The 20,993-nt window shown below is 51.0% G+C and carries 13 protein-coding genes and 1 tRNA gene; 10 read left to right on the top strand and 4 right to left on the bottom strand.

Going from position 1 to position 20,993, the window contains the following annotated elements:
* Positions 1-13 precede the first annotated feature (13 nt).
* From parC to G535_RS0101440, 5 genes are all read left to right on the top strand, one after another.
* The gene (gene parC, locus G535_RS0101460; RefSeq protein ID WP_026860439.1) at positions 14-2,254 is read left to right on the top strand and encodes a DNA topoisomerase IV subunit A; all 2,241 of its coding nucleotides are present in this window, start codon (positions 14-16) and stop codon (positions 2,252-2,254) included.
* 62 nt (positions 2,255-2,316) lie between these two features.
* Entirely contained in the window at positions 2,317-3,054 is a 738-nt protein-coding gene (locus tag G535_RS0101455; RefSeq protein WP_026860438.1) for a 1-acylglycerol-3-phosphate O-acyltransferase, read from the top strand.
* On the top strand, positions 3,044-3,415 hold the full coding sequence (gene rraB, locus G535_RS0101450) for a ribonuclease E inhibitor RraB (protein ID WP_026860437.1): 372 nt from the start codon (positions 3,044-3,046) through the stop codon (positions 3,413-3,415). Before G535_RS0101455 ends, rraB begins: the two co-directional genes overlap by 11 nt.
* Before the next feature lie 159 nt (positions 3,416-3,574).
* Positions 3,575-8,521, top strand: a complete 4,947-nt coding sequence (locus tag G535_RS14330; protein WP_034727187.1) for a S8 family serine peptidase — start codon at positions 3,575-3,577, stop codon at positions 8,519-8,521.
* A 133-nt stretch (positions 8,522-8,654) separates the two neighbouring features.
* Complete coding sequence (locus G535_RS0101440) at positions 8,655-10,007, top strand: GntP family permease (protein ID WP_026860435.1); 1,353 nt, start codon at positions 8,655-8,657, stop codon at positions 10,005-10,007.
* Here G535_RS0101440 and G535_RS0101435 read toward each other — a convergent pair.
* From G535_RS0101435 to pepA, 3 genes are read right to left on the bottom strand one after another with little or no spacing between them, the layout of a single operon-like run.
* Positions 10,002-12,854, bottom strand: coding sequence for a valine--tRNA ligase (locus G535_RS0101435; RefSeq protein ID WP_026860434.1), 2,853 nt, complete (start codon positions 12,852-12,854; stop codon positions 10,002-10,004). The two genes, G535_RS0101440 and G535_RS0101435, sit on opposite strands and share 6 nt — an antisense overlap.
* 17 nt (positions 12,855-12,871) lie before the next feature.
* Entirely contained in the window at positions 12,872-13,327 is a 456-nt protein-coding gene (locus G535_RS0101430; protein ID WP_026860433.1) for a DNA polymerase III subunit chi, read from the bottom strand.
* Positions 13,328-13,329: 2 nt separating this feature from the next.
* Positions 13,330-14,835, bottom strand: a complete 1,506-nt coding sequence (gene pepA, locus G535_RS0101425) for a leucyl aminopeptidase (protein ID WP_026860432.1) — start codon at positions 14,833-14,835, stop codon at positions 13,330-13,332.
* A gap of 123 nt (positions 14,836-14,958) precedes the next feature.
* On the opposite strand from pepA, the gene lptF reads away from it, so the two are divergent.
* Together lptF and lptG are read left to right on the top strand one after the other, a co-directional pair.
* The gene (gene lptF / locus G535_RS0101420) at positions 14,959-16,062 is read left to right on the top strand and encodes an LPS export ABC transporter permease LptF (protein ID WP_026860431.1); all 1,104 of its coding nucleotides are present in this window, start codon (positions 14,959-14,961) and stop codon (positions 16,060-16,062) included.
* Position 16,063: 1 nt separating this feature from the next.
* The gene (gene lptG, locus G535_RS0101415; protein WP_026860430.1) at positions 16,064-17,140 is read left to right on the top strand and encodes an LPS export ABC transporter permease LptG; all 1,077 of its coding nucleotides are present in this window, start codon (positions 16,064-16,066) and stop codon (positions 17,138-17,140) included.
* Between the two features lie 31 nt (positions 17,141-17,171).
* On the opposite strand, the gene G535_RS0101410 is transcribed toward lptG, so the two are convergent.
* On the bottom strand, positions 17,172-17,687 hold the full coding sequence (locus G535_RS0101410) for an RDD family protein (protein WP_026860429.1): 516 nt from the start codon (positions 17,685-17,687) through the stop codon (positions 17,172-17,174).
* A 189-nt stretch (positions 17,688-17,876) separates the two neighbouring features.
* On the opposite strand from G535_RS0101410, the gene G535_RS0101405 reads away from it, so the two are divergent.
* From G535_RS0101405 to ccoG, 3 genes are all read left to right on the top strand, one after another.
* Positions 17,877-17,963: transfer RNA gene (locus G535_RS0101405), tRNA-Leu, on the top strand.
* Between the two features lie 135 nt (positions 17,964-18,098).
* Entirely contained in the window at positions 18,099-19,511 is a 1,413-nt protein-coding gene (locus G535_RS0101400; RefSeq protein WP_026860428.1) for an aminotransferase-like domain-containing protein, read from the top strand.
* A 103-nt stretch (positions 19,512-19,614) separates the two neighbouring features.
* Positions 19,615-20,976, top strand: a complete 1,362-nt coding sequence (gene ccoG / locus G535_RS0101395; RefSeq protein WP_026860427.1) for a cytochrome c oxidase accessory protein CcoG — start codon at positions 19,615-19,617, stop codon at positions 20,974-20,976.
* Positions 20,977-20,993: the final 17 nt, after the last annotated feature.

The raw sequence follows: 20,993 nt of genomic DNA, 5'->3' as shown, positions 1-20,993 counted from the left end.
GAGACTATCGAAGATGACTATGGATACCGTTGAACAAATTCCATTACGCCAGTTCACCGAAGAAGCGTACCTTAACTATTCCATGTACGTGATCATGGACCGTGCGTTACCGCATATCGGTGACGGCTTAAAACCGGTCCAACGCCGCATCATTTATGCGATGTCAGAACTTGGTTTGTCGGCGTTAGCGAAGTATAAGAAATCTGCGCGTACCGTCGGTGACGTGTTAGGTAAGTTTCACCCGCATGGTGACAGCGCCTGTTATGAGGCGATGGTCTTGATGGCGCAACCTTTTTCCTATCGTCATCCGTTGGTGGATGGGCAAGGGAACTGGGGCTCACCAGATGACCCGAAATCGTTTGCGGCGATGCGTTATACCGAAGCGCGTTTGTCACGCTTTAGTGAGTTGTTACTCAGTGAGTTAGGTCAGGGTACCGTTGATTGGGTGCCGAATTTTGACGGCACCATGAAAGAGCCGCGCATGCTGCCGGCGCGTTTGCCGCATATTTTGCTCAATGGTGTTACCGGTATTGCCGTTGGTATGGCAACAGATATTCCACCACATAACGCTCGTGAAGTAGCGCAAGCGTGTGCGCTCTTGTTGGAAAAACCAAGTGCCGACCTTGCCGAGGTGATGGAGCATTTACAAGGTCCTGACTACCCAACGGATGCTGAAATCATCACCCCGCGCGAAGACATTGTAAAAATGTACGAGACCGGGCGTGGGAGCGTGCGGATGCGCGCGAAGTACATGCTTGAAGATGGTGAGGTCGTGATTCATGCCTTACCGCACCAAGCTTCTGGCGCTAAGGTGTTAGAGCAAATTGCCGGGCAAATGCAGGCGAAGAAATTACCTATGGTGTCGGATTTACGCGATGAATCGGACCATGAAAACCCAACGCGGTTGGTGATTGTGCCGCGTTCGAATCGCGTTGATGTTGAGCAAATGATGCAACACTTGTTTGCCACCACAGATTTAGAGAAGCAATATCGCGTCAACTTGAACATGCTTGGACTGGACGGTCGTCCGCAAGTTAAGCCGATCTTGAATGTCCTTAAAGAGTGGTTGGTGTTCCGGCAAAATACTGTGACACGTCGTTTACAGCACCGTTTAGATAAAGTGCTGGCGCGCTTGCATATTCTCGAAGGCTTGCTGATCGCGTATCTGAATATTGATGAAGTTATCGCGATTATTCGCTATGAAGATGAGCCAAAAGCTGAACTGATCAAGCGCTTTAACCTATCAGAAACGCAAGCTGAAGCTATTTTGGAGTTAAAACTCCGCCACTTAGCCAAACTTGAAGAGATGAAGCTCAAAGGTGAGCAAGACGAGTTAGAAAAAGAGCGTGAACAACTCGAGTTGTTGTTAGGCTCTGACCGTCGTATGAAGACCTTGATCCGCAAAGAGATCCTTGCTGATGCAGAGAAATATGGAGATGCGCGTCGTTCACCACTGGTCGAGCGCGATGAAGCTAAAGCCTTAAGCGAGCGCGATTTGACGCCGGCTGAAGCGGTGACTGTCGTGTTGTCACAAAAAGGCTGGGTTCGTGCTGCGAAAGGACATGATGTCGATGGTGCCTCCTTAGCCTATAAATCTGGCGATAGCTTCCTTGCTAGCGCGCAAGGTAAGAGCAACCAGCAAGTGGTGTTTTTAGACAGTTCAGGGCGTAGTTTTGCCTGTGAAGCGCATTTACTACCGTCGGCGCGAACCCAAGGCGAACCCTTAACTGGGCGTTTCAACTTGGTTGGTGGCGAGAGCATTGAACAGGTCTTGATGGCGCAAGATGAACAGCGCTATTTACTAGCCTCAGACGCAGGCTACGGTTTCGTCTGCAAGTTTAGTGATCTGGTGGGGCGCAATAAAAACGGTAAAGCCATTTTGAACTTGCCTACTGGCGCCAAAATTTTACCGCCTAACAAAGTGGTCGATATCGCCCATGACCTCTTGGTCGTTGTCTCGAACGAAGGTCGCATGTTGTTGTTCCCTGTAGCTGACTTGCCGGAATTGGCGAAAGGAAAAGGCAACAAAATGATCAGCATTCCGGCGTTACGCGCACAATCACGCGAAGAATATGTTGTGGCGACCAATGTGGTGCCAAGCGATACGCCGATTACTTTGCTCGCAGGTAAGCGCAAACTTACCTTGAAGCCAAGTGATCTTGAGCACTACCGAGGTGAGCGAGGCCGTCGCGGGAATAAGTTGCCGCGTGGCTTGCAGCGTGTTGATGCGATTATTGTTGAAGCGCAGGACTGATCGGAGGTATTTTGCCGACAGAAATAGGTATAATAGCGAGCAGTCATTAAAGAGGAGATGGCATGCTCGCTGTTGTACGTATTATTTTACTTGGATGTTTTGTTGTGATTTGTGGTGTGCTGGGATTACTAACCTGTCTGATCCGGCCGTTTCATCCAAATAACACGCCTTACTTTGCCCACTGGTATGGCCGCATGCACAAAATCTTGGGCGTTAAGCTCGACATTCGTGTGCCAGAAGGCCTGTATGAAGGTGCGCCGTACGTCTACATTGCCAATCATCAGAACACCTACGATATTTTTACGCTGAGCCGAGCGATGCCGCCGCGTACGGTGAGTATTGGTAAAAAAAGCCTAAAATGGATCCCGTTCTTCGGGCAACTGTATTGGCTTGCCGGCAATATTCTGATTGATCGCAACAATATCGGACGCGCGCGCGGCACCATTGAGCAAGCTGCAGAGGCGATTAAAGAACGTAAAATCTCGGTGTTACTTTTCCCTGAGGGAACACGTAGCTATGGTCGCGGCTTGTTACCTTTTAAAACCGGGGCTTTTCGTACAGCGTTACAGGCAAACGTCGATATTGTGCCGATTTGTGTCTCAAACCTACACGGGCGCATCAAACTCAATCGTTGGAATAACGGTACTGTCATTGTTGAAATGCTAAAGCCTGTTAAAATTAATGACTACAGTGCTGAGTCGGTGCGTGCGTTGTCTGCGCATTGTCACCAACTGATGCAAACTAAGATCAGTGACCTTGATCACGAACTCGCAGAAGGGAAAGCGCTCGATGACAAATGATATTGCAGCACTTGTGCAACAAAGTAATGAGACCGTAGCGGCTTTGATCGACGATGGCGCTTCCACGGAAGAGCTTTTTACGATTGAGCATCACTTAGTAAGTACCGATTTTACTAAGCTTGAAAAGGCTGCGGTTGAATTGGTGAAGGTTGGTTATCATGTTGATGATGCCGATGAGTTTGAGCTTGACGATGGCTCACGCTTATTTGCTTTCGTGGCCGAAGCTCGGGTGCGTTTAGAGGCAACCTTGCTAGCTCAGCAAACGGAGCAGGTGGGCGAAATTGCCAACGAAACCGGCGTAGAATACGACGGCTGGGGCACTTATTTCGACACCGATACCGACGAAGCCGAATTACATTAACTCCTCTTACCACTCTAGCTGTGTGAGGTGAAGGTGCATTGCACCTTGCCTCTGTCCTCATGCGCCCTTGCGGTGCTACAAAATGCTACACAACGAACGTCATAGACCTGTTATAAGAGTTGCGCAATTTTTTTGCACTAACTCATTTTGAGGGGAACTATGACAGTTAATAAAAATAATAAAGGGCGCCTGTTGCGAAAGAGCGTTCTCGCTTCATGTATCGCGCTTTACAGCGGTAGCGCGGTGTATGCGGCAGTAGAGCAAACCCGCGATGGTGGCTTTGGTCAACCTGAAGTTGACGCTGCCGCATTTCAAGCGGCACACGCACAACGCCAAGCGGAGTTAACCGGTAATTTGTTTGTCGGACAGCCAGGTGTACTTAATCAACATCGCGGTCAACAAGATGGCGGGGTATTCAATTACGACCCTGAAGTCACCGGCGTCCAATCTTATATTGTTCAGTTTGAGCATCAACCGGTCGCCACCTACAACGGTGGTGTTCAAGGTTTTGCCGCGACAGCGCGTAAGTCATCACGTAACTACGTGGGACGCAGCACCTTGAGCATGGCGGACCACGATGTACGCAGCTATAGTGCTTTTCTGAGCACAGAGCAAGACAAGGTGTTGTCACAAGCGCGCGGTCACGGTGCAGCACTGCGCGTCAGCCGTCAATTGACCATCGCGAATAACGCGGCAGTCGTTGAAATGAGCCAAAACGATGCGCTGATTTTGTCTCAGCAGCCTGGGGTAAAACGCATTACGCCGAACCGCATGTTGTCGATCCGTACGGACCGTGGTCCTGAGTTTATCGGTGCTACTTCGGTATGGCAGGGCACTGCTGTGCCTTCTGGGATTGGCGCGAAAGGCGAGGGGATGGTGGTCGGTGTACTCGACACTGGTATTAATACTGATCATCCTGCGTTCGCCGATGATGGCAGCTACGCGAGCTCAAACCCGTTTGGCGCGGGCAACTATGTCGGCGATTGTGAAACCGATCCAAGCCTTTGTAACGATAAGTTAGTTGGGGTGCGTTCGTACAGCGATATCACGGATAGCTATAAAGGCCCTGAGTGGCAGGATAACCCTTGGGGTACGCCACAGATGGCGCGCCCGGCAAACGGTGAAGACTATAACGGTCACGGCTCACATACGGCATCAACAGCCGCGGGCAACCTCATTCTAGATACACCATTGCAAATGATCACTGGTGAAGCTGTCAGTGATGGTATTGACGTGCCGTTTGCCTTCCCGCAAACCAGTGGCGTCGCTCCTCGTGCACATATTGTATCTTATCAAGTGTGCTTGCCAGGTCAGTCAGGTGATCCGTATGCGGGGTGTCCTGAGTCAGCGATTTTGGCAGCAATTGATGACGCCATTCTGGATGGTGTCGATGTTATCAACTTCTCTATTGGTGGCGCTGAAAGCTTACCTTGGCGTGACCCGATTGAATTGGGTTTCTTAGCTGCGCGTGAAGCGGGCATTTCGGTTGCGGCAGCAGCGGGTAACGCAGGAGCGTTTTGGTCAGCCGACCATAGTTCACCGTGGGTCACAACCGTCGGTGCCGCGTCACATGACCGAGTGATGGCCGCAGGTGTGAAAGCGCTGCAAAACTTCGGTGCTGATTCAACGCGTCCACCGAGTGAAGCGATTCAAGGGGTAAGTTTCTCGGGAAGCATTACCGGTGAAGTCGTGCTAGCGGGGAACTATGCAGACCCTGATCCAACGGATGATTTCGGTGCAGAGACCTGTAATGTGCCATTCCCTGCTGGCACCTTTACCAGCGACCAAATCGTGTTATGCGAACGCGGTGGTATTCCGCGTACCGATAAAGCTGTGCATGTGGCAGCGGGTGGCGCAGGTGGCTTTATTCTGCAGAATATCGATTGGCGCGCCGACAACTTAGTGGCTGAAGAGTACGTGATTCCTGGCATTCAAGTGCCGCGAAGCGTGCGCTGGCAACTACGTAACTGGGTCAACAATAGTGCTGCCGGTACAGCGACAGCAACCATCACCGATTATCAAAACTACTATGATTTTGATGAGGCCCTCGCCAACAACCTCGCGCCGTTTACGTCAATGGGACCAAGTCGTACCAACAACACGCTAGTACCTGATGTGGTCGCTCCTGGTGTACAGATTTATGCTGCCAATGCTGATGACCAGCCGTTCACCGCGGCACCGCGTGCCTCGGACTGGACCTTTATGAGTGGTACTTCGATGGCGTCTCCGCATGTGGCAGGGGCGATGGCGTTACTGGCTCAAGCACATCCAGATTGGTCGCCAGCGGAAATTCAATCAGCATTGATGCTGACCGCGGGAGAAGTGCGGTTAAACAACGGTTACACACTGTTGGAACCGTACAACAACGCTATGATGGGCTCAGGTTCGATCAACGTTGAGCGTGCCGTCCGTTCTGGTTTGGTCATGGACGAGAGTATCGAGAATTATCGCGATGCTGACCCGAGTAACGGCGGCACTGAAAACTGGCTGAACGTACCTTCGATGGTTGAGATGAACTGTGACCAAAGCTGTAGCTGGATGCGTACGGTGACAGCCACCGCAGATGGTTCATGGACAGTGACTGGACAAGGCAAAGAAGAAGGTGTCGAAGTGACGGTCACACCGGCAAGCTTTACCTTGCAAGCTGGTCAAAGCCAAACGCTAGTGATTAATGTTGAGGTGCCTGACCGCATCGAGCACAACATTGAGCCAGATGAGCCAGGCGGAGCTTGGGATAATGTTGGTAACGCTGGCATGCTGTTTAACGGCAACGTCGTATTAACCGAGACCTCAGGCCGTCATCCAACCGCACACATGCCAATTTTGGTTGGTAGTTCGCAAGGGCAGTTGCCAAGCTCGATTGATATTGACTACAGCCGTGATTATGGCAGTGCGCGCTTTACCCTTGATACCGAAGCATTCAGTGAGCTTACCCCACGTTTCTATGGGCCAGTGAAGCCAACCACATCAACCGCGACGCTGGACGCCGTGGGGCCGTTTTTGGAGCCTGATCAAATTGAACGTGGTTGGGATATTCAGCTCGTTGACGTACCGGTAGGCACCAAGCGCTTAGTAGTGGAAACGCAACGCGCGGAAATTGTTGGCGGTGTGAACCCACTGGAGACTCGCTATGCCAAGCTGATGCCGTACATCATTATGGGGCGCGACGCGAATGGGAACCAAGGTTTCATTCCATCAGCAGAGGCGGACGCATCAGCCATTAAAGCTGAGTATGACAGTGAGTTGGTGTGTATGTCGACCAGTCAGTCGGAACACAACTACTGTAGCCTTGAAAACCCAGCTCCAGGGCAATACTGGGTTGCCACGGCAATGGCCTATGGTGAAGGTGCAGTCGAGGTAACCACCGGGTATGCGGTGTTACATGAGACCGATGATCTTGGCTTGTTGTCACTTAGCGGCACGCCAAGCCATGACGGGCAGGGACGTTACGATGTTGAATTGCATTGGAACTTGCCTGAAGCGGAACAAGGCGAACGCTACTACGGTGCTTTCGATCTTGGTGTGAACGCGGATGCGCCCGGCAGTATTGGCTTTGCTTCGTTAAACTTCAAACGCGCGAAAGACGTGGTGGAGTGGCGTGTGAGTCAGACCAAAGCGCGCCCACAGCAGTTGCTGGACGTTAAGCTAAAACTCAATGCTAACTTAGAACGTGACGATCGTAGTTACGATCTTGATGTGGCCTTGCCAGAGGGCTTACGTATCGTGCCTGAAACGGTGCGGATCAGTCGTGATGACCTGCAAGAGCAACTGAGTGTGAGTGATGTCAACCTGAACCTTTCAGGACAGCAAATCTCAACGCGTGATGTCGCGCCTGAGTATGTGATGACGACCAATTTGAGTTCAGCGCAATGTCATACACCGCTTATTGATGAGTATTCGAGCGGTGGTTACATCGACTTGTTTGAAGAGTTTGGCATTCAGCCGAATGCGCCTTGGTTGGTAGGTGACGCGACACAGTTCCAAGATGTTCCTCTGAACTGGTTGTTTGCCAACGAGAACGCCAAGTTTGAGTTGTATAACGCTGAAAGCGGTGGCTATGTGCGCCTGCACAATGTTGGCGTGTTGCAATTTAACGGTGGTTTCTGGCCGATGAAATGGGACCGTGGCCCGGGCTTCTTGGGTGAGGCCATCGCGCCGTTCTGGCGCGGTAGTTTTGAGATGACCTATGCGCGCCATTGGGAAGACCCGCAAGGCTTAACCATTGCGAGTCAGTACGCCAGCGAACGTCCGGACCTGGGTGACCTGGTCTTCCTTGAGTACGATAACGTAACCGATACCAACACTGGTGAGACCTTTGATTATCAAGTGATTCTCCGCAGTGGTATGGACTACAACCCTGACATGTTTGAGATCGTTTTGGCCTATGACAACTTAGGTGCCAATGTCGCTGAAGGTGGTATTTTCATCGAAGGCTTCACTAGCACTTGGTCGAAAAACGGTGGTCCAAAAGACGGCTATCATCAAACATTTGTTGGTTATGACAACCTTGATGAGGTGCTCGAAGACGACTTGGTGATGTGTTTTGACTACCAAGGTCCGGAGCAAAGCGAAGTAGAGCTTTCGTTCCAAGTCTTTGTGCAGCCAGAAGCCGTTGGCCAAACTTTACCGATCACGTTAACGCACATGATTGAGCGCGGTGAAACGGTAACCAAAGTACATGATGTTGCGGTTCAAGGTAACATTCAAATCGCGCCTATTGCCGATATGAGTGTCGATGAAAACAGCCGTATTGATGACATTCGTGTGCAATACACCGATGTTAACGCAGCACCAAATGTGATCGAAGCCACTGGCGACAATGTCACAGCTGAAGTTGAAGGCGATAGCTTTAACTTGATTCCAGCTGAGCATTTCCATGGTGAAACGACGGTCACGGTAACTGTCTACGATAGCGAATATCCAACCGACAAAGCGTCAACCAGCTTTACCTTAACCGTTGTTTCTGATGGTCAAGAGCCACCAGCCACCGGTGGTGGTGATAATGGTGGCAGTGAGCCTGATTCAGGTTCATCGTCAAGCGGCAACATGGGATGGTTATTTGTGTTCGCAAGCCTACTGATGGTTGGTGTACGCCGCCGTCGTTAAGTAGTTGAAAATACATAACTTTGAAACCAAAGTGGCGGCCTCAGGGCGGCCACTTTTTTTTGCTTTTCAAGCTGAAACTGCGTACAACTAAGCAACATAATAATTACGATAAATTGCTTAGGAGTGCAGGACGATGGCCGATGTTGGCTTAGTGGCTGGGTTAGTTTTATTGATTGTTTTGGCATTGCGTGGCGTGAATATTTTACTCGCAGTGTTGGTGTCTATTTTGGTGATTGGCGTGACCAATCAACTGTCGCTCGCCGATGTTTTTTTGAAGTTTTTCCCGTTTGGCCCCTCAGGCGCATTCAGTTTTGCTGGGAATTTCTTACTGCTGTTTTTGTGTGGCGGGTTGTTTGGCCGGGTGATGGCGGCGAGCCATGCGGCGCAGGGCGTTGCTGTTGGTATTACCGAGCGTTTGGGACATCACCGGGCGCTGTGGATTGCGATGCTGGTGTGTGCGGTGCTGACTTATGGTGGCGTGGTAGTGTTTGTAGTGATGTTCACCATGTATCCGATCGGCGTTACCTTAATGCGTGAAGCCAATATACCACGCCGGCTGTATGCTGCGGCGATCGCGTTAGGTGCCGGTACCTTTACCATGACCGCACTACCGGGTACACCATCGATCCACAACGTGATTGCGGCGCGTAGTTTGGGGACTGATCTCTTCGCTGGTGGTTGGTACGGTGTGCTTGCCGGTTTAGTGATGGCGCTGGGTGGCATGTGGTATCTGCAGTGGCAATGGCGGCGTGCGCAGGCGCAGGGTGAAGTGTACGTGGCCAACGACAAAGATGAGCAGATGGCGGCATTGGCGCCCAAAGAGGGCACTAAGCTTCCTGGTTTGATGCTTTCACTAACACCGATTTTGGTGGTGTTGATAACCATTATGCTCCCGCGAGTTTTAACCATGGCAGGTGTTACTTCGGCGTGGCAAACCTTCGCCAACAGTCAGCCTGTGCTATGGGCGAGTTTTGCGTTGCTGGTGGGCAGCCTGTTGTGTTACCTGTTGTTTGCTTCCGTACGTAAGGACTTTGTTGCGACGGCGGGGCATGGGGTTGATGATGCCATGCTACCGCTAATTAACACCGCGGCGGTGATAGGTTTTGGTGGTGTGGTGATTCAAACCGAAGGTTTTCATGCGTTCGCCGCTTGGTTGTTAAGCTTGGATATTTCACCGCTAGTATCGGTGTTAGTGTCAGCAAACTTAATTTCGGGGATCACGGCATCAGCATCAGGCGGTTTACAGATTTTCATGTCGAGCTTGGCGCCGGCTTATTTGGAGGCTGGGGTCAGTGCAGAGGTGCTCCACCGTTTGGCAAACTTAGCCGCAGGTGGGTTAGATTCTTTGCCACACTCTGGTGCAGTGATTGCACTGCTAACCTTGATGGGGTTGACCCACAAAGAGGCCTATAAAGACATCTTTGTGGTCACCGTGGCAATTCCACTACTAGCTGCAGTGATTGCGATGCTTGCGGCGCTGTTATAGCGCCGCAATTTTCTCACGTTGTTGTTGCAATTGCTGAAGGGTTTCTTCGGCATTTTGCAGCTTTTCACGTTCTTTCGCGATAACGTCCGCAGGTGCTTTACTAACGAAGTTCTCGTTGCTTAGCTTGCGGGCGAACATTGCGACTTCCTTTTCAGCTTTCTCAAGTGCTTTATCAAGACGCGCAAGCTCAGCTGCGGTATCGATAAGACCAGCCATTGGAATATGAATCTCCATACGACCCACCAAGGCTGTGGCACTTGCTGGCGCTTCGTCGCTGCTGGTAAGGAAAGCAATACTTTCGAATTTTGCTAAGGCTGCAAGGAAGCTTTCGTTTTGCTGTAACCGCGCTTGCGCTTGCTCGTCGGCATTGGCAATCATCACTGGCAAAGGCTTACTTGGTGACAAGTTCATTTCGCCACGAATGTTACGCACCGCAAGAATCACTTGCTTTAACCACTCCATATCGTCACGCGCGGTAGCGAAGCGTTGCTCGGCCACTTGCGGGTAGGCTTGCAGCATGATGGTGTCTGCTTGGATACCCGCCAGCGGTGCGACGCGCTGCCAAATCTCTTCAGTGATAAATGGCAGCAATGGGTGCAACAAACGCAGCAACTGTTCTAGCACGGTCACAAGCGTATGACGTGTGCCACGCAACTGCGCCTCTGAACCATTGAACAAGACCGGCTTGGTAAGCTCTAAGTACCAGTCACAGAATTGGTTCCAAGTAAACTCATATGCAATTGCCGCTGCTTGGTCAAAACGGTAATTGTCTAACGCTGAGCGGAACTGTTTTACCGTGTCATTGAAGCACTCGATGATCCACTGGTCGGCCAACGACAGCTCCATCGCGCCGCCATCCATACCGCAGTCATGTTCTTCGGTATTCATCAACACGTAGCGGCTGGCGTTCCAGAGTTTGTTACAGAAGTTGCGGTAGCCCTCAAGGCGCTTCATGTCCCAGTTAATATCACGACCGGTCGAGGCCAGTGCCGCGAGGGTGAAACGCAAGGCGTCAGTACCATGAGCGGTGATGCCCTCAGGGAACTGCTTTTCGGTGCGTTTCTTAATTTTCGCTTCCAGCTGCGGTTGCATCATGTTGGCGGTGCGTTTTTGCGCAAGCTCTTCAAGACCAATACCGTCGATCATGTCGAGAGGGTCAAGCACGTTACCTTTTGACTTCGACATTTTCTGACCTTCTTCGTCACGAATGAGGCCAGTCACATAAACGGTTTTGAACGGTACCTGCGGCTTACCATTTTCGTCTTTGAGGAAGTGCATGGTCATCATGATCATGCGGGCGACCCAGAAGAAAATAATGTCGAAACCGGTCACCAAGACATCGGTCGGATGGAAGGTGCGCAAGTCGTCAGTATTCTCTGGCCAGCCCAAAGTGGAGAAGGTCCACAGCGCAGACGAGAACCAGGTATCGAGCACGTCTTCGTCTTGACTTAACACGACGTCGTCGGCTAAGCCGTGTTCAGCACGCACTTCTGCTTCATCACGACCGACATAAACGTTGCCTTCAGCGTCATACCAAGCTGGAATACGATGGCCCCACCACAGCTGACGTGAAATACACCAATCTTGGATGTCACGCATCCAAGCGAAGTACATGTTCTCGTATTGCTTAGGAACAAACTCAATCTCGCCGTCTTCCACTGCTTTGGTCGCAACTTCGGCCATTGGCGCAACACGCACGTACCACTGATCGGTGAGATGCGGTTCAATCGGCACGCCACCACGGTCACCATATGGCACTTTATTGGTATGCTTCTCAACTTTGTCGAGTAAGCCAAGCGCATCAAAGTCAGCAACGACCTGTTTGCGCGCATCAAAACGATCCAGTCCCTGATAGGCTTCTGGCAGGGTGCCGTCAAAGCCATCAATAGTGTCAATGGCTTCACCGGTAGCAGTGTAAAGACCGGCTTGTTGACGCACTTTGGCATGGTCGTCGAGCACGGCGATCATCGCCATCTGGTTACGCTTACCAATATCGTAGTCATTGAAGTCATGGGCTGGGGTGATTTTCACACAGCCGGTACCAAATTCTTGGTCCACATAACTATCAGCAATGATCGGAATACGGCGATTCACCAGTGGTAGGTCAATAAACTTGCCAACCAGTGCTTGATAACGTTCATCATCAGGATGCACGGCAACACAAACGTCGCCCAGCATGGTTTCTGGACGGGTGGTGGCGACCACTAGGTAATTTTTACCGTCTGCGGTGGTTGCACCATCAGCAAGCGGATAACGTAGGTGCCAGATGTGACCTTGTTGTTCTTTATTTTCTACTTCGAGATCGGAAATGGCGGTTTGCAGTTTAGGATCCCAGTTGACCAAACGCTTACCGCGATAAATAAGGTTTTCTTTGTGCAAACGCACAAACACTTCTTTTACTGCGTTCGAAAGGCCATCATCCATGGTAAAGCGCTCGCGATCCCAGTCGACTGAGTCACCCAGGCGACGCATTTGCTGAGTGATGGTACCGCCAGATTGTGCTTTCCAGTCCCAGATTTTTTCAATGAACTTGTCACGTCCTAGCTCGGTACGGCTTTGCCCTTGTGCGGCCAATTGACGCTCGACCACCATTTGAGTGGCGATACCGGCGTGGTCTGAACCAACCTGCCAAAGCGTGTTGAAGCCATCCATACGCTTGTAGCGCGTCAAGGTATCCATAATGGTGTGCTGGAACGCATGACCCATATGCAAGCTCCCGGTGACATTGGGAGGTGGGATCATAATACAGTAGCTGTCACCTTGGCCGGACGGTTTAAAATAACCTGCCTGCTCCCACTTTTCATAGAGCGCTTGCTCGATGGCATTTGGCGAATACGTTTTATCCATGAGAAACCTTCACGACGTTAATTAGTTTGAGTTGAGGTAAGTTCTGTCGCGTTTTGCGTGGTCAGTTGTACACCTTGTTGGCGATACCATTTAAAACGCTCACGGGCGAGCTGGCGCTGTTCGGGCTCGCTGGGAACTTGATCAATAATAAGTTGCGCGCCGGCAAACTGCGGCGCGGTTGGCATAAAGTTGATGACCACTTTACAGCGGCGCTGGCTCACAGCTGCTGTCGGCCAACAGAGTTCTACTGGCGCACCTTGAGCGGGGCCTTCGCCGACCAGGTTGTGCGGCACAAAACGTTCAGCAGGCTGTTGCCAAAGTAACTCATCGAGTGCTTCGGCATGCTGTTGATCGCGACACCACACGCGAACGCTGCCAAGCTCACGCCAGCGTTCCGTAATAATGTCGCAAAACAGTTGTTGCTGTTGTGCTTCGTCGACGCCATCGAGGACGTAAAAGATCCCGTGCACCATAATTAGTCTGACTGTCCGCTGTCAGCGCGATTTAACAAAAATTGCGTTAACAGAGGTACTGGACGGCCCGTTGCGCCTTTTTTCGCACCGCTGCGCCAAGCGGTACCAGCGATGTCTAAATGCGCCCAGTTGTACTTCTTGCTAAAGCGCGATAAGAAACAGGCGGCGGTTATGGTTCCCGCCTCACGCCCACCGAGGTTGGCCATGTCGGCAAATGGGCTTTCGAGCGACTCTTGGTACTCGTCCCAAAGCGGTAAGCGCCATGCGCGGTCACCACTTTGCTCAGAGGCATTGAGTAATTCATGGGCCAGAGGGTTGTGTGAGCTCATTAAACCACTTGCGTGTGCCCCTAAGGCAATGACACAGGCACCGGTGAGGGTGGCCACATCAATCACCGTATCTGGCTCAAAGCGCTCGACGTAGGTGAGGGTGTCACACAAGACCAAACGACCTTCGGCATCAGTGTTGAGCACTTCAACAGTTTGGCCGCTCATGGTCGTGAGCACGTCACCCGGACGGTAGGCTTTGCCATCTGGCATGTTTTCACAGCCAGCAATGGCGGCAATTACGTTAACGGGCAATTGCAATTCGGCCAAGGCTTGCATGGTACCGAGCACAGAAGCAGCGCCGCCCATGTCGTATTTCATTTCATCCATATTGGCCGACGGTTTGATCGAAATACCGCCAGCATCGAAGGTGAGGCCTTTGCCGACCAAAACGATCGGAGCACTATCGTCGGCAGCACCTTTGTAATGCAACAAGGTAAGTACTGACTCATGCTCTGAGCCACGGCCCACAGCAAGATAGGCGTTCATGCCTAGTTCTGCCATTTGCTGCTCGTCGACCGCACTGAAAGATAAGTTGTCATAGCGTTCAGCTAAAGCTTCGGCTTGTTCAGCCAAATAGCGCGGCGTGCAAATATTCGGTGGCATGTTGGCCACGTCACGACAAACATTCATGCCTTTACTCACTGCGAGGCCATGTTGAATGGCTCGCTCACCGAGGGGCAATTCACGGCGGGTCGGAACATTGAACACCAACTTCCGCAACGGACGACGCGGTTCTTCTTTGCGGGTTTTTAATTGGTTAAAGGTGTACAAACCAGCTTGCGCTGCTTCGACCGCTTGGCGTACTTTCCAGTAGGTGTCGCGACCTTTAACATGCAGTTCACTTAAGAAGCAAACGGCTTCCATTGAACCTGTTTCGTTCAATGTATGGATGGTTTTTTCAATAATTTGTTTATACTGACGTTCATCAAGCTCACGTTCTTTTCCGCAACCAACGAGAAGAACGCGTTCGCTGAGGATGTTTGGTACGTGGTGCAGCAACAGCATTTGGCCAGCTTTACCTTCGAGGTCCCCGCGGCGTAGCAGTCCGCTGAGGTAGCCCTCGCTAACCTGGTCGAGCTGTTCAGCTACACCTGATAAACGACGTGGTTCAAAAACCCCGACGACGATACACGCCGTGCGTTGTTTTTCTGGGCTGCCACTTTTGACGCTAAACTCCATAGGTACTCCCGTGTTAGGCGGTTGACAGGGTAAGACTGTCATAGAATAATTCTTGGTAAAATGACAAGTTTACTGAAAAATTGCGTATTTTCCAGCAAAAAGCAACGTTAAGAGTGGTCACTAGTGCGTATATTCCGCTATTTAATGCGAGAAACCTTCAAATCTCAGATCGCCGTTTTAGTGGTGTTGATGACCATATTTGTCAGCCAAAAGTTCGTTCGTGTGCTGGCCGACGCCTCTGCGGGTGAAATCCCTGGCGACCTCGTCATAAAACTGCTCGGTTTGAACCTGCCGGCGTTGGCGGCGCTTATTCTTCCTTTGAGTTTATTCCTTGGCATTTTGTTGGCGCACGGACGTATTTACGCGGATAACGAAATGACTGTACTACATGCCTGCGGCGTGAGCGAGTGGTATGTCGCTCGGGTGACCTTGGTGGTCGCTTGTGTGTTGGCACTAATTACCGCGACCTTGACCTTATGGATGGTGCCTTGGTCGCTCGAAAAAGAACGCGAAGTAGAAGAAAAAGCACGTAGCGATAGTGGCTTATCAGTGATTTTTCCGGGGCGCTTTCAGCAAGCAAGTAACCAAAAAGCGGTGATTTTTGTGCAAGGGCTCACGGAAACGGGCGACTTGGATGAAGTTTTTGTAGCGCAGTCGCTGCGCGATGAGAACAACCGGGTGGTTGGCGGTAGTGTGGTGATGGCAGACACCGGTAGTGTGGTTGCAACCGATACAGGTTCACAACAGTTGGTGCTGAATGATGGAACGCGATATGCACGGAATAGCGGCGAAGGGGATTATCAGGTGATGGAATTCACCCGTTACCAGCTACAAATTAAAGAACAAGAGTCGACAGAGTATAGCCGTAAGCTAGAGGCGTACAGTACGCCTGAATTGTGGCAAGAAAACCATCCAGAAGCTGCGGCAGAGTGGCAGTGGCGTATTGCGATTCCATTGGCGATGCCACTACTAACGTTGATTGCAGTGCCGCTGAGCCGTGTGAATCCGCGCCAAGGTAAGTTCGCCCGCATGGCGCCGGCGCTATTGATTTACTTGGGCTACTTCCTGTTGCTTATGGCTGCACGCTCTGCTGTTGCTGACGGTGTAATTCCAGCAGCGATAGGCTTATGGTGGATTCATGTGTTGCTGCTTATCTTTGGCATGATTTTGATTGGCAAAGGCCGCCCCTTTGGCTTGCGTCTGCTCGCCCAGTTGCGGAGGTCTTAAGATGCTGAATTTTTCTATTTTAGACCGTTACATTGCCCGCACAGTACTGACCACGTCACTGTTAAGCTTAGCAGTGTTGAGTGGCTTGTCAGCGATGATTCGTTTTGTCGAACAACTTAAGTCGGTCGGTAAAGGTAGCTATTCTGTCGCCGACGCCGGCTTGTTTGTGTTGTATAGCTTGCCGCGTGATGTCGAAGTGTTTTTCCCAATGGCGGCGCTATTAGGTGGTTTGATTGGGATGGGGATGCTTGCCAGCAACTCTGAGATTGTCGTGATGTTGGCCGCAGGGCGCTCACGCTTAAACATTGTTGGCTCGGTGATGAAAGCCGCGGTCGTGATGATGTTGGCGGTCATGGCCATGGGCGAGTGGGTTGCCCCACAACTCGAAGCGCAAGGGCGAGAGCTGCGCGCTTCGGCGATTTCTGGCGGCAGTTTGATCTCCGCTCAGCAAGGCGTTTGGGCGAAGGACGGCACCCACTTTGTTAATATTAGCGAGGTGGAAGATACCGGACGCTTGCGTGAGCTGACGATCTATCGTTTTGATGAACAGCGTGATCTTAAGTCGGTAGTGCAAGGCGAAGCAGCAACCTATCAAAATGGTCAATGGTTACTCAGTGACGTGGTGATTACTGAGCATGGTGTTGAACAAATCGTTGAACAGCAACACCCGCGATGGGTGTGGGAGTCGTCATTAACTCCCGATAAACTCGGGGTCGTGACGGTGAAACCTGAGGCTTTATCTATTTCTGGCTTGGTGGATTATCTGGACTATTTACAAGCGAATCAACAGGCGACCGATCGTTATCAATTAGCGTTATGGCGTAAACTATTGGCACCGGTGACTGTGGCGGTAATGTTGTTGGTGGCGTTATCGTTTATTTTTGGTCCACTGCGTTCACAAACCATGGGGGCGCGCATTTTGTTGGGGGTCATCACTGGCTTTGGTTTCCATGTCAGCAATGAGATTTTTGGCCCCTTAGCGCAAGTGTATCAATTGCCGCCGATGCTCGGTGCCTTGCTACCCAGTGCACTCTTTGCCACCGCCGCCATTTGGATGATGCAGCGCCGTGGCGCATAACAAAAAGGCGCCGTGGGCGCCTTTTGGGGGGTTAAAGCTCTTTCCAGTAATACAGTTGGTTGGCTTCTTTGGAGAGCGTGACTAACTCAGTGCCGGCCGCGTAATCGTGCCACGCGCGGCGATGTTTGAAGTCCACCAAGACCCACAAGTTACCGAGTCCAAATAAGCAGGTGAGTAAACGGATCAACGTTTGTTTGCGCGTCAGTCGGCTACCGTCACGTTGCTGAACTTTCAAGCGCCAGGCGCGCATGCCGAGGGTTTGGCCACTGCGGCGCCAAAACCAACCGAAGAAGCCAGCGAGTACCAAGAGTAAGTAGACCCCATACAAAGGTGAGCTATTGAGCCACGCTGCATGGTCCATGTCGGCGGGAAGAGTGACGACACCAGTTGCGGTCAGCAGGGCAGCGAAACCAAGGGCGATACCTGAGGCCAACATGACAATGGCAACAGCCACTAAAAAATCATAAACCCAAGCGGCGAAACGGCGAAAAAAGCCAGCGCTTGGAAACGATGCGTGTAATTTTTGGGCTGGGCTGTCGTTCGCCATAGCAACTCCTTGGATAAAAATGCCTGCAGATTATCTTGAACTGGGGGCGCAGACGCAAGGATTGGGTAAAAAAAGACGTACTTGGTTATGAAATAGCCGAACGAACCAAAACTTGTCATAATTTTCTTGATCACGGAAAACTGTTGCGTATAATGCCTGCCACTACCGACGTACAAGTCAAATCTTCAAGCCGAAGTGGCGGAATTGGTAGACGCAGCGGATTCAAAATCCGCCGCTGGTAACAGCGTGGGGGTTCAAGTCCCCCCTTCGGCACCATCATCTGGCAATCGCCCAGAAATCTGATTGAATCATTCTTATTGAAATCATTGATTAGCCTATACCTGCAAAGTATTTAGCTTCATAATATCGCGCAATCTGCTGTATTTCCGTGACTCTGTCGAAGCGAAGCCTATGAAAAAGTACCAACGACTCGCCGAACAACTGCGCTCGCAAATTGAAAGCAAGATTTGGTTGCCAGGGCAGAAGTTGCCGTCACTTCGGGAACAAGCGAAGCGTTCCGGTTTAAGCATGATGACCGTAGTGCACGCCTATCAGATGCTTGAGTCCCAAGGGTATATTCGTGCTCATGAACGTTCTGGTTATGTGGTTGCGCCCTCCGTTACCAACGCTGAGATGTTGTATCAACGCCCTGAAGCCGTGAGCGTTAATGACTTTGTCTTCGAAGTCTTACAAGCCTCGCGCGACATTCACACTTTAAGCCTCGGATTTGCTTATCCAGATCCTGCGCTTTCGCCACGGCAGCAATTGAATAAGTCCATTGCTGCGGCGTCGAAACGTATCGAGTTAATGACCGCGCTGGATAATTTACCGCCGGGCAATCAAGCGTTACGACAATTGATTGCGCAGCGTTATGCCGCACGCGGGCTAGAGGTTAACCCCGATGGCATAGTGATCACCGCAGGGGCGCTTGAGGCGTTAAGTTTAAGCCTGCAAGCGGTGACCCAGCCTGGGGATTCGGTAATTATTGAAGCGCCGGCATTTTACGGAGCGTTACAAACGCTTGAGCGGCTGGGACTCAAAGCTGTAACTGTACCGACCGACCCTGTTCACGGCCTGGAGTTGGAAGCCCTTGCGCAGGCGTTAAATGACCATGACATTAAAGCCTGTTGGCTGATGTCTAATTATCAAAACCCTGTGGGCTACTCGTTAACGCGTGCGGAAAAAGCGCGCGTGGCTGCACTGTTGCAACAGCACCAGGTGGTGTTGGTTGAAGATGATGTTTATGGTGAGTTGTATGAAGGTGCAACGGCTCCCGAAACCGTGAAGCATTTTGATACCGAGGATAACGTCATGTTGTGTTCTTCGTTTTCGAAATGTTTGGTGGCAGGTTTTCGGATCGGCTGGGTGGTTGCTGGAAGGCGCGCGTTGGCAGTGCAAAAGTTGCAGTTGATGAGCACTTTGGCGACCAGTGCGCCAATGCAATTGTCACTGGTTGATTATCTCGCAACGAAAAACTATGAGCAGCATCTAGATGAATTGCGCAAGACCTTGGCCTTGCGCAAGCAAGAGATGTATCAGTTTTTGTGTGATGAAATTGATGATATTGCCACCGTGCACTGTCATGCTGGGGGCTATTTTTTATGGGTGGTATTTGCTGAGAACATTGACACCACGGCAATTTACAAAGCGGCGTTGGAACGAAATATTACGCTCGCGCCGGGTAAGCTGTTCGCTTTGAATGACCACTTTAATCACGGGTTGCGGGTGAATGCTTCGTTTGCGCTTACGCATGCCAATAAGCAATGGCTACGTGCGTTCTTCGCCGAAATCAAACAACACTTACCTGACTTTTGTCGCGCATAAGACGCGACGTCTGATCTAGTTTTTCTTCTCTCGTCTGTATCTATTGGCGCGCGCTAGCGTCATTAAACTTGGCGCAACTTAAGATTGCAGAGTGAGTTGTGCCGTGAAGTCGAACCGCATCGCCGAAAAAGACATTATTTTCAAAACCGGAAACAGTGTCGGAAAAATCTACATAAAAGAAGAGAAAGGCCGCTACCAGCAGCGACGACGCTGGCTAAATGTGGTGTTGTTCATTCTTTTTCTTGGCTTTCCCATGCTGCAGTACCAAGGCGAGCAAGCTATTTTGTTTGACGTGTCTGGGCAAACCTTAAGGCTATTTTCACTTACGTTATTTCCACAAGATCTGTTGGTTTTCGCTTTGCTATTCATTTTTGCCGCGTTCGTGCTGTTTTTTGTCACCACCTACTACGGCCGAGTGTGGTGTGGCTTTACTTGCCCGCAAACAGTTTGGACCTTGCTGTTTAACTGGGTTGAACGGCGTATCGAAGGTACTCATCACCAGAGTCGTGCGTTAGATAAAGGGGCTTGGACCTTCGCTAAGTTGCTAAAGAAGCTCGCTAAACACACGATTTGGGTGGCCATAGCGCTAGGCACGGCAACATCCTTTATGGCGTATTTCGTGCCCGTGAAGGAGCTTTACCAACAATTGTTTAGCTTGAATTTATCGGCTGTCATCAGTGGTTGGGTTATTGTTTTGGCGTTATGTACTTATCTGAATGCGGGGTGGTTAAGGGAAAAAATGTGCCAGCACATGTGTCCCTACGCACGTTTTCAATCTGCAATGTTTGGTGCGACGACACGTTTGGTAACCTATAACACCGAAAGAGGTGAGCAACGAGGTCCGCGCAAACGCAATTCAAACCCCGAAGGCTTGGGCGATTGCGTTGATTGTCAGTTGTGTGTGCAGGTTTGTCCGGTGGGTATCGATATTCGCGATGGCCTTCAATATGAATGCATTAATTGCGGACTTTGTGTCGATGCTTGTGACCCAGTTATGGAGCGTTTTGGCTATGCGAAAGGCTTGATTCGTTTTCAATCCTCGAGCGGTGAAAAGCCGGCAAAAGTCGTACGCTGGGGCTACGGACTCATGGCGGCAGTGACGATTATCGCATCGCTGTGGTGGGCACTAAGCTGGCAGAACTTCGAGGTGAACATTATCCGCGATCGACAAGCGCTGTCTCGCATTAACGCTCTAGGGCAGGTGGAAAATACATACACCATCAAGCTATTAAACAAAGCTACTTACGCCCAAGTTTTTGAGCTGGAACTAGTTGATGGCGATGGTTTACAAATGCTCGGCGCACAGCCATTTACCGTGCCAGCAGGTGCGCTGCACCATCAGGTGGTGACTGTGGTGGCCGTGACGAAACCCGAGCAACGTATGAGCGATTTACGGTTACGTATTTTTGCGCATGAATCAGAGCAGACGGAAACCAAAACAACCCTGTTTTATTCAAACTTGTAGCGGGTTTCTTGTATGGT

Origin of the sequence: Pseudidiomarina sediminum DSM 21906, from assembly GCF_000423165.1 — a bacterium.
In the GTDB taxonomy this organism is placed as follows: domain Bacteria; phylum Pseudomonadota; class Gammaproteobacteria; order Enterobacterales; family Alteromonadaceae; genus Pseudidiomarina; species Pseudidiomarina sediminum.
This window is presented reverse-complemented; position numbering and strand designations above follow the sequence as displayed.